The 10957-nt window shown below is 64.7% G+C and carries 4 protein-coding genes; 1 reads left to right on the top strand and 3 read right to left on the bottom strand.

The window, feature by feature from the left end:
- Positions 1-271: helix-turn-helix domain-containing protein (locus GEU01_RS16680; RefSeq protein ID WP_026018770.1), on the bottom strand; the 271-nt coding region annotated here is incomplete at its 3' end.
- A gap of 14 nt (positions 272-285) precedes the next feature.
- Positions 286-8829: a GH36-type glycosyl hydrolase domain-containing protein gene (locus GEU01_RS16685; RefSeq protein WP_232272589.1), complete on the bottom strand. Its 8544-nt coding sequence runs from the start codon at positions 8827-8829 to the stop codon at positions 286-288.
- A 779-nt stretch (positions 8830-9608) separates the two neighbouring features.
- On the opposite strand from GEU01_RS16685, the gene GEU01_RS23065 reads away from it, so the two are divergent.
- Positions 9609-10448: a cation:proton antiporter gene (locus GEU01_RS23065; RefSeq protein WP_232272590.1), complete on the top strand. Its 840-nt coding sequence runs from the start codon at positions 9609-9611 to the stop codon at positions 10446-10448.
- 140 nt (positions 10449-10588) lie between these two features.
- Here the strand turns inward: GEU01_RS23065 and GEU01_RS27595 are convergent, their stop codons facing one another.
- On the bottom strand, positions 10589-10864 hold the full coding sequence (locus GEU01_RS27595) for an IS4 family transposase (RefSeq protein ID WP_081499975.1): 276 nt from the start codon (positions 10862-10864) through the stop codon (positions 10589-10591).
- Positions 10865-10957: the final 93 nt, after the last annotated feature.

The following is a 10957-nucleotide window of genomic DNA, read 5'->3' on the forward strand; positions in this document are numbered from 1 at the left end:
ACAGCATCTCCTGTGTCAGGCGGGCTTTCTGTCCCCCGCCATGACGATCCACAAGGCCATCCGGGCCATCCGCATTGAAACGCAGCACCCAGTCACGGATACTCTGACGGTCTGTCCCCGCAAGCAGGGCCGCCTCGCCGCGCGAGGCGCCATCATAAATCGCCGCAAGCGCCAACAGGCGACGCGACTGACCCGCATGCCGGCTTCTGCGCGCAAGGCGTCGCAACTCCGAACTATCATGATCGTCACGCAGGGATAGAGGGCTGCCCATCCAGAATGCCTCCTTCAGAGAATGGTCTGCATCCTATGAATCACATTTTTAAACCGATGGGTACCCCGTGAGTCAGGCCAAACAATGGTTGGTATTATGCCACGGCAGACTTGGTCAGGATTGTTTACGGTAATATGATAGGTTGCCGTGCGCCAGCGTACCGTTGCCGTGAACCCGGGCCATTCATGGGGGATACACGGGGCGACCAGAAGTTGCGTGCCATGAATGCGCAGGCCGAGGATGGTTTCGGTCCCCACGCGCTGCATCCACCCGGCCGATCCGGTATACCACGACCATCCCCCCCGGCCCACATGGGGCGGGCGTAAATAGATGTCGGCCGCGACCACATAGGGTTCCAGCCTGTAACGGGCCACGCCTTCGGGTTTGCCCGTGTGGTTGATCGGGTTCAGCATATGGAACAGGCCGTGGGCGCGATCGCCGTCGCCCAGTACCGCCATGGCCATGGTGGTCCACAGGGCGGCATGGGTGTACTGGCCGCCATTTTCGCGTATGCCGGGTGGGTAGCTGCGGATATAGCCCGGATCGGGACCGATGGCGTCAAATGGCGGCGTCAGGACAAGGACCAGCCCCTCATCAGGCCGGACAAGCCGCGCCATGGCCGATCGCATGGCATGTTCCGCCCGTTCGGGCAGTGCGACACCGGACAGCACGGACCATGACTGTGAAATTGCGTCGATCTGGCATTCCGTGCTGGCGTGGGAACCAAGGGGCGTGCCATCGTCAAAATAGGCACGCAGGTACCAGTCGCCATCCCATGTGGCTTCCAGCGCCGTGGCAAGGGCGCTGGCGTGGTCCTGCCACGCCTGCGCGCGGGCATCATCGCCGCGTGCGCGCGCCAGCGGGATGAAGGTCATCAGCGCGTCATGCAGGAACCAGCCCAGCCATACGCTTTCGCCACGCCCCTGTTCGCCCACGCGGTTCATGCCGTCGTTCCAGTCACCCGTGCCCATGAGCGGCAGGCCGTGCGCGCCGACAGCAAGGCTGTGATCCAGCGCGCGGGCGCAATGTTCGAACAGTGTGCCGCTCTGCTCTGAAATCGCGGGGATTATGAAACGGTCATGCTCGGTAATGGGCAGTTCGGGCGCCTGCAGGAAGGGGATGCGTTCATCCAGCACGCCCGTATCGCCGGATGTCGCGACATAATGCGCCACCGTGTGCGCCAGCCACGCGCAGTCATCGGAAATATGGGTCCGCACGCCCGCGCCCGTGTTGGGCAGCCACCAGTGCTGCACATCCCCTTCGACAAACTGCCGGGACGCGGCGCGCAGCAGGTGCGCGCGCACGCGGGCGGGACAGGACAGGGTCAGCGCCATGCCGTCCTGCAGCTGGTCACGGAAGCCGTATGCCCCGCTGGCCTGGTAAAACCCGGCCCGTGCCTGCACCCGGCTGGCCAGTGACTGGTACAGCAGCCAGCCGTTGAGCATGATGTCCATCGTGCGGTCAGGGGTCCGGACCTGTATCGCACCCGTTACCGTGTCCCAGTGCTGCGTGACGGCTGCCAGCACATGGTCAGGATTGGCGGTGCGGTACTGGGCAATCAGGCTGCGGGCGTGCTCGGCATCCATGCCTTCACCCAGCAGGAACATGATTTCCGCCCGTCCACCCGGTGGCAGGGTCACCATGGTCTGCACCACGCCGCACGGGTCCAGCCCGGCCCCCGTCGCCCCCTGCACGCCACCGGCATGGGTGAAGGCAAGGGGATGGTCCATGGTGCCGTTGGGACCGATGAAGGCCGCGCGGTCACCGGAAGTGGCGGTCAGGTAGCCGCCGATATCGGCAAAGGCGACGCGGTCCGCATATGTGGCATTCCAGCGGTTACGGGCGAACAGCGCACCGGTTTCCCCGTCATGTTCGGTCATGACAAAGGGGGCGGCCGTACTGCGTGCCGCCCCCAGCACCCATTCAACATAGGCGGTGACGGACAGGGTGCGCGGCTGGTCCGACTGGTTATGCAGCTGTATGCGCGTGATCTTGACCGGGTCCGATACCGGCACGTACTGCAGCAGGCAACTGGCGATCCCATGCGCCACGCGCTCCAGGCGCGTATGGCCGCGTCCGTGGCGGGTGACATAGGTGGCCGTGGCGTCACGCCGGGTGGCGGCGGTGGGACACCACAGGGCACCGGTGTCCTCGTCACGGAAATAGAAGACTTCGCCCGCGTGGTCACTGACCGGGTCGTTCGACCATGGCGTGATCTGGTGTTCGCGGCTATTGCCCGACCACGTATAGCCGCTGCCTTCGGCCGAGACCTGGAAGCCGAATGTGTCATTGGTGATCACGTTGATCCATGGCGCGGGCGTGGTCTGGCCGGGACCAAGAACGATCACGTATTCCTGTCCGTTTCTGGCAAAGCCGCCATGGCCGTTGAACAGTTCCAGTTCGGGCACCGGCGGCACGTCAGATCCCGAAGGCGGCGGCGGGACCGCGGGCGGGGCAGGCGGGAACTGTCGCGTCCGTGGCCTTTCCCCCTGGTCAAGCTGTGCTGTCAGCGTGTGGTCCGCATCCAGCACCACGCGGGCCACCGATATGATCAGGTGGCGCACGGCGGGCGTAATCAGGTCGGCGCGCAGCACGCGCACGGATCCCGCGGTCCCTGCCGTGCGGGGGGCCGCGCGGACAAGCTGGTCCAGCGATGCCTGCAGGTCCTGCAGGTAGGAAGACGGGTGTTCGTTAAGGATGACAAGATCCACCGCCAGTTGCTTGAGCCGGAAATATTCATGCGCCAGCAGCAGGACGCGCACGATGTCCGTGCCGGAATTTTCGCGCACGCGCAGCACGACAATCGGCAGGTCGCCCGAAATGCCCTGTTCCCACAACAGCGGCTGCGCGCCAGCCCCACGTGCGATCTGTGCGGAGGTGGCCCGCAGGCTGGGCGTTGCGAACACGATGTGCCCCGCCAGCCGCTGGAACAGATCCGCCATGGCGGGGGAGACATCCAGGTGGCGCAACTGCACCTGCGCCTGCGTCCACGCCAGCGTGCGCACGCGATCGAATGCGGCATGGTCCTGATGCGTGTCGATCAGGTCCAGCAGGGCCGCACGGCTGGGGGCGACCATGGTCCAGAACGTGACGCGCGCCATGGCGCCGGGGCGGATGGATGCCCGCGCGCGGATGGCGAGGAGCGCGTCCAGCACCGTCCCGGTCGTGCCGGACAGGGGGGCATGCGTGGCCATGGCGGCGGGATGGCGTGCGTTATGCCTGCGGCCGATGAAGCGGGCGCGGTCCGTCTCGATCTCGATGGGACCGTCACACAGGACCAGATGGGCGACCCATATTTCCGGCTCGTCTCCCGTGCGCCTGCGGCGCGTGGCGATCAGGGCGCGGGACTGGGGAATATATTCGGTCTGCACGAACAGCTTGGTAAAGGCGGGATGGGCAAGATCGGCATTCTGCGCCAGCAGCGCCAGTTCGGCACAGGACGTGATATCGATATCCAGCGTCTCGCCGCCCGCGTTGAAGACCGAGACCTGTCGCGCTTCCGCATCGTCCTCGGCTGATACCAGTACGTCCAGCGTGGTGGTGACCGTCCCGTCACGGCGGGCGAATTCGGCGCGGTCTTCATGAAAGACCACGGCATATTCATCGGGGATGGTGTCGGTGGGTTGCAGCCCTGCTGACCACAGGCGGCCTGTCCTGCGGTTGCGGATGTACAGGTACTGACCGTATTCATCCCGTGTTGCATCCTCGCGCCAGCGCGTGATTGCCTGCCCCTGCCACCGGCTGTAGCCCGATCCCGCCGCCGTCAGCATGACCGTGTAACGCCCGTTGGACAGTAGGTGCGTGACCGGGCCACCCATGTCGGCGCGGTCCACGTAACGCCCCGCAGGGGTTGCCAGGGTGGGAACGGGGGCATGGGTATCGTCCTCGGACGGCAGGGGGCGGGCGACGGCGCCGGTGCGGGGCGCGCGTTCCTGCAGCAGCAGTTCGGCCGAGGCAATGACCGGGTCATCATGGAAGCGCGCGCGCATGATGCCATTCATGACCGTATCGGCCACCGCAAGGATGGACATGCCCTGATGATGGGCCATGTAGGCGCGGATGATCGCGACGCGCTGGTCGTCGGGCACGCGGTCGGGGGTATAGTCCAGCGCTTCATACAGGCCGTACCGCCCCAGCGCCCCGGTTCTTTCTAGTGTATGCAGGTTGGCCACCGCTTTCTGCGGGTCGATCATGGCGGCCAGCATGGTGGCGTAGGGGGCGACCACCGTATCCAGCCCCAGCCCCCGTTTCAGCCCCAGTCCGGGAATGCCGAAATTGGAATACTGGTAGGTGTAGTCGAGATCGCGCGCATTATAAGCGGATTCCGATATGCCCCACGGAATGTCGCGGTCCTGTCCATAGGCGATCTGGCGCTGCACGATCAGCCTGTTGGTCTGTTCCAGCAGGCTGCCCATGGGGGCCCGCATGACCAGAGATGGCATGAGGTACTCGAACATGGACCCTGACCACGAAACCAGCGCCGCCCCGCTGCCCACCGGTGTGATGGACCGGCCAAGGCGGAACCAGTCATGGGCGGGCATGTCGCCCTTGGCAATGGCGAAGAACACCGCCAGCCGCGCCTCGGACGCCAGCAGGTCGTAGCAGTTGGCGTCCTGCGTATCTTCGGCCACAAGGTAGCCGATGGACAGCAGCTTGCGCGACGGGTTGCACAGGAAGGCGAAATCCATGTCCTGCGCCATGCGCCGCGCCTTCTGCGCCACGGTGTCCAGCCGTGCGCCCAGCGTTGCGTACAGGTCCGTGTCAAGGTCGCGCAGGTGGCTTTCCAGCGTGCGCATCGGGGCGGCGGCCCAGAACGTCTGTTCAGCAGCGTCCTGTCCGTCCTGACCCGATGACGGGGCAGGCATCGTCGCCACGTGATCCAGGACCGCGCCGGCCTGACGGTGCAGGGCGGACAGGGCCGCCATCGACCGGCTGGCGCCAGCGGACAGGACGGCATTCTTCAGTCCCGTCAGCAGCCGCAGCAACTGGCGCTGTGCCGGTGCATGGGTCACGCGCCTGCCGTTGTGGAAGGTCAGGTCGGCTATGGCGATATTAAGCGCATCCGTGACGCCCTCGCGCCATGTATCGATTTCCGGACCGCTTTCCAGCCACCGCTGGCACGCGCTGGACAGCGCGATGAGGTGGCCAGCCAGATTGCCGCTGTCAACACTGGAAATATAGACCGGATCAAGCGGGCGCAGGTCATCGGTGGCATACCAGTTGTAGAAATGCCCCCGGTAGCGCGCCATGGTTTCCAGCGTGGCAAAGGTCGCTTCCAGCCGGGCCACGGCATCGGCCAGGCCGATCCAGCCAAAATCCCGCGCACTGGCGCAGCACAGCAGATACAGGCCGATATTGGTGGGCGACGTGCGCCGGGCCAGGACGGGGGCCGGGTCTTCCTGAAAATTGTCCGGCGGCAGCATGTGGTCCGCAGGCGTGGTAAAGGTTTCAAAGAAACGCCACGTCCGGCGCGCGGTCATGCGCAGGATGCGGATATCAGTGCGCGAGGGGCGCGAACGCACGGCAACGACCGGCGTGCGGCTGGCCCACATCGCCACGGCGGGCGAAAGCGCCCACAGTGTCGCAACGGGCACGGACATGAACAGGCTCCATGGCGCCCAGATGACCGTGGCCATGACGCAGCCCCCACCCAGCAGGGGGGCGGTGGCCATCCGTCCGTAATATCCCGCAAGGCCCGAGCGCATGAGCCCCGCGATCTGGGCGGCGGGCACCCATTGCAGCAGGTGACGGCGCGTGATGAGCACGCGGACCAGCGTGCGGATGATCGCATCCGTCATGATGACGGCCTGATGGGCAAGGAAGGTGATGGTCAGGAAAGTCATCACCGCTGCCTCGGCGCTTTTCGCACCGATTACGCTGAGGTAGCTGCGCAGCGTTATCCATTCCCGCCGGGGCACGATATCGGGCAGCACCGGCAGGAACGCGGGCAGCGCCAGCGCCAGCAGGATGAAGGTTGTCCAGACCACGGCGGCATGGAACGGCAGCAGCCATCCCGCCACAAGTGTCGCCAGCGCCAGTGGCATGCACAGCGTGCGGCGCAGGTTGTCCAGCATCTTCCACCGCGCGATGCCCGAAAGCCGGGCACGGACGGGCACGCTGCGTGGCGGCAGGCTGGATACGATCCAAGGCAGCAACTGCCAGTCGCCCCGTGTCCAGCGATGCAGCCGCTGGGCCGCGACAAGGTAGTCGGTGGGGAATTCCTCCACTACCTCGATATCCGTCACCAGACCGGCACGGGCGAAAATGCCTTCGAACAGGTCATGGCTGAGCATGGTGGAATCCGGCACCCGCCGGGCCAGTGCCGCCTCGAAGGCATCGATATCGTATATGCCCTTGCCTGCGTATGATCCTTCGCCAAACATGTCCTGATACAGGTCGGACACGGCGGCGGAATAGGCGTCGATACCGCTGGCGCTGGCGAAAATGCGCTGGAACAGTGTGCTCTGGTGGCCCACGGGCAGTGATGGCGTCACCCGTGGCTGCAGGATCGCGTAGCCTTCATGCACCCGCCCCGATACCGGATCAAAGCGGGGCGTGTTGAGGGGATGGGCGATCTTGCCAATCAGGCGGCACACGGTTTCCAGCGGCAGGCGCGTATCGGCATCCAGCGTGATGACATAGCGTATGTCCGCGGGCAGGGCATGGGCAGGGGGCAGGAAGGTCGTGTCCACGGCCCCGCGCAGCAGGTGGTTGAGTTCATGCAGCTTGCCGCGCTTGCGCTCCCACCCCATCCACGCCCGTTCGCTTTCGCACCATACGCGCCTGCGGTGCAGCAGGTAGAAGCGCATGCCATGCGGGCCGTGCCCGTATTTCTGGTTGAGGCGTTCCATACCCGCGCGCGCCAGCGCCAGCAGGCGCTGGTCATCTGGCGCATCGGCGCTGTCATGGTCGGTCCAGTCGGTCAGCAGCGCGAAATGCACCGCGTCATCCCGCACGGTCAGGTAATGGACCTCCAGGCGGGCCAGCAGTTCGGCCACGGTTTTTTCCGTCGTCAGCAGCGCGGGCACGACCACCATGGTGCGCAGGTGCGCAGGAATGCCGTGCCGGAATTCCAGACTCGGCAGGGTGGTGGCATGCACCGCCTCCAGCGCCAGGCGGTTGACGCAGGCGACTGCTGCCTCCGAAACCGGTACGAAGGCCAGCAGGGGCAGCAGCCACGCGGTATTCATGCCGGTCTGCCATGTCAGCCACAGCGGAATGGCGATGAACAGCATGGTCAGCAGCGTGACCACGAGACTGTAGGCCGCGATCCCGTATGCGCAGAACCCCCTTACCATCCGGCGCGGCAGGGTGGGCCGGAAATGGATGGCGGCTTCCAGCGCGGGCCGTCCGGCCATGAGCAGGTAATAGCCCGGATCGGCGCGGCGTGGGTCATCCGTGCCCGTGGCCTGTGCGGCGCGCGCCATGGCTACCGCCTGTCCGGCTATGGCCATTTCGGTCAGGGTGCTGCCGCGGGCCAGATCCTCTATGGCCTTGCGATACAGGTCCCGGCTGGCGAAATCGGCCTGTGTAAAGCTGTCATACTCGGCAAAAAGCCGGTCGATGAGGCAGATGCGCCCGAACGCCTCGGTCCAGTCAAAACCCGCGATCAGTCGCAGGCTGGTGATGATGTTGCGTATGGTGGCGTTGAACGTGCCCTGTTCATGCAGGTCATCGCGCACTGCATTGTCAATGGTGGTGCCCCGGTCCGCCAGACGCTGCTCCAGCCAGACAAGGGCGGGATCCTTTTCGGGGTCCAGCCCACGCGAACGGTGGGCAAGCTGCGCCGTAAACGCATAGTTGAGGATACGCGGGTCAACAGCGGCCAGAAAGCCGGACATGGCGGCCTGCGTGCCCTTGCGGTAGGCATCAAGCTGGTCGGCCAGCTGGTCGGCCGCGCGCCTGCTGGCGTTATTGTCCATGATCGCGCCGACAACCCGGCGCAGGTTCTCGATCAGCACGATCCGCAGTGTGATCGAGACGGCCCACAGTTCCCCGATCGTAAGGGGCGTCACGCTCTGGTATGCCAGCAGGTAATTATACAGGATTTCAGGCTGCAGGTTGCTGTCGGTATGGGCGACCAGCGCCCATGTCACGCCAAAGACCCGGGGCAGTCCGGCAAAGGGGCCATTGGCCAGCTTGGGCAGGCGCGCGTAATAACCGGCGGGCAGGTCCAGATCCGTCTCGCGTATCTGCATGTCCACCAGCGCGTAATTGTCCGCCAGCCACTGGGCCGCAGGGGTAAGCTGTTTCCCGTTCTGGATATCCTGCGCGATCCGCGCGTCGGCGGCGCGCAGGAAGGCCCCGTTTTCAGCCAGCCGGCGTGACAGCGGCCGGCCGTACTCACGGCCATGCCCGTGGGGGACGACGGTCTGGGCGGCGGCAAGGCTGCGGGCATGGGCTTCCAGCCGTTCCATGCCAAAGATCTCGCTTTTCAGCGGGGCGAAGTCGTCTTCCCATATGGGTGGCGGTACCCGGCCCAGCAGGCGTGCCAGCCATGGGTGCCGTTTAGGCCAGAATGCACGGTCGGGCTGTGGGAAGGTGGTGGTCCCGTCCATATTCTGCTCCAGTTTCATGCACATCCGCGCCTGCGGGCAGGCGGCCGCCTGTGCTGGCGTTCATTTTCGGAAAAGGCTTTTCCTTGGCCGTGGCGCAGGGGGCGTGGGCCCGCGCAATATGGTTTCTGGCGCCGCGTCGGGCGGACGGGGCGGCGCCGCGCGGGGGGGCTGCGGCATGGGGGTTCCGTTGCGCGGGAAATGTCCCGGCGTATCGGGCGTGGCGGTCGGTTGCGTCCTGTCGGACGGCATGGGCTGGCCCGGCTGTGCGGGTTTTTGGGATGCACCCATCCTCTGTCCTCCTCTGTGCGGGGAATACGGGGGTGGTGTAGGGGTCATGTCAGCTTGTACGGGCATGGCGGCAGTCACGTGGGCCGGATTGCCGACAGCCTGTCATGAACGTGCCTGTCGGGGCTGCGTTGCATGCACATTCCACGTCTTTTATTGTATTTTTAAAATATCAATTCCGATTCCATAATGAAAAACATGCAAAGGGATGGAACGTCGGGAGAACTGTTTCGGGCAATACTGTATTTGGAAAAAACAGACCGCGCCGTTTGTGGTGGCGCGTCCGGGCATGGGCGCAGTCCCCTGCCGGCCGCCACGGGCGGGACGTATGATCGCCTGCGTCGCGCCATACCGGGGCGCGGAACCCGTGCGGGTCATGTTTTATTACAGTATACATTACCCCCGCGGCATCAGCGTAGGGCACCGACCCCGTCGTGACGCGTTACGGACAGGGGCCATGGCGAATGCCCGGCAACCTGACAGGTATGGCGCGCATGTCCAATGTAGGGCGGTTTGAATTCATCCTGCTGCTGATCGTCCTGATCGTGGGGCTGGAACTGGTGGCGCGCAAGCTGCGCCTGCCACCCGCGGCCGCACTGGTACTGGGGGGGATCGCCATTGCGCTGGTGCCCGGCGTGCCGGTGATCGGGATCGATCCCGATCTGGTGCTGATCGTATTCCTGCCACCGCTTCTGCTGGCGGGGGCGTATTTTTCCGTCTGGCATGCATTCCGGACGCATCTTCTGGGCATACTGCAGCTGGCGGTGGGCGGGGTTGCGTTCACCACGCTGGCCGTGGCTGTCGCGACGCGCTGGCTGATTCCGTTCATGCCGTGGGCGGCCTGCGTTGCCCTTGGCGCGATCGTCGCCCCGCCCGATGCGGTGGCGGCGAAGGCGGTGCTCAAGCACGTACCCCTGCCTGAACGGATGACGACGCTGCTGGAAGGCGAAAGCCTGCTGGATGACGCGGCCAGTCTGGTGATCTACCGTTTTGCCACGGTTGCTGTCATGACCGGCAGTTTCGGGGCCGTGCACGCCACGGTCACGTTTTTCTTCCTGGCGCTGGGTGGACTGGTGCTGGGCTGTGCGCTGGCATGGGTCTGGATCAGGCTGCTGGCACGGGTGCGTGACCGTATTCTCAGCATCACCATGACGCTGCTGCTGCCATGGGTGGCCGGGAGCAGGTCGGGGCGTCGGGCGTCATCACCACGGTCGTGGCCGGGCTGGTTCTGGGCTGGCGGCAGCATGACGTGTTCAGCGCCGACGAACGCCTGCGCTGGGCGGCGGTATGGGAAGTGCTGGTGTTCGTGCTGGAATCCCTTGTCTTCGTGCTGATCGGTATTTCGCTGCATGCCATCGTGCTGCGTCATATGGGCACGCCATGGGTGGCGCAGGACGTGTTCCGCCCGGTGGCGGGCATCGTGGCGGTGGTGCTGGTGTCACGGTTTGTCTGGATGCTGATGACCGACTTGCAGTTACCCATAAATTTTTTCTTCTGTAATTTGATAGGAGAGAGCACCTGTAACGATATCTGCCAGGCGAGACATTCCTCTCCAGATAACAGTTGTTCCGGGCGGAGCATCGGAAGCGCGATCAAGGTAACCACCCAGTCTGGCGACTGCCCGGATGTAAAAATCCAGGTCTGGTGAAGTGCTGAGTTTGCGTATGGGTGTGAACTGTTCGAGTATTTGGCGTTCCACATCTGTAAAAACGGTAGAAGGCGACGTCCCTGGTAATTCACGCCTGAGCATTGTTATCCATGAGATACGCCAGGCCACCACGCAGCATAAGGCGATACAGTTTGCGAGCCGGCCTGCGGTCGTTAGGCGGAGCTCTTCAAGCTT

This window comes from Komagataeibacter europaeus LMG 18890 (assembly GCF_000285295.1).
GTDB lineage: Bacteria > Pseudomonadota > Alphaproteobacteria > Acetobacterales > Acetobacteraceae > Komagataeibacter > Komagataeibacter europaeus.

What these genes read in the sequence shown, in the direction of transcription:
- GEU01_RS16685 (WP_232272589.1), bottom strand. Translation starts at nt 8,829, where the DNA reads ATGGACGGGACCACCACCTTCCCACAGCCCGACCGTGCATTCTGGCCT.
- GEU01_RS23065 (WP_232272590.1), top strand. Translation starts at nt 9,609, where the DNA reads ATGTCCAATGTAGGGCGGTTTGAATTCATCCTGCTGCTGATCGTCCTG.
- GEU01_RS27595 (WP_081499975.1), bottom strand. Translation starts at nt 10,864, where the DNA reads ATGCTCAGGCGTGAATTACCAGGGACGTCGCCTTCTACCGTTTTTACA.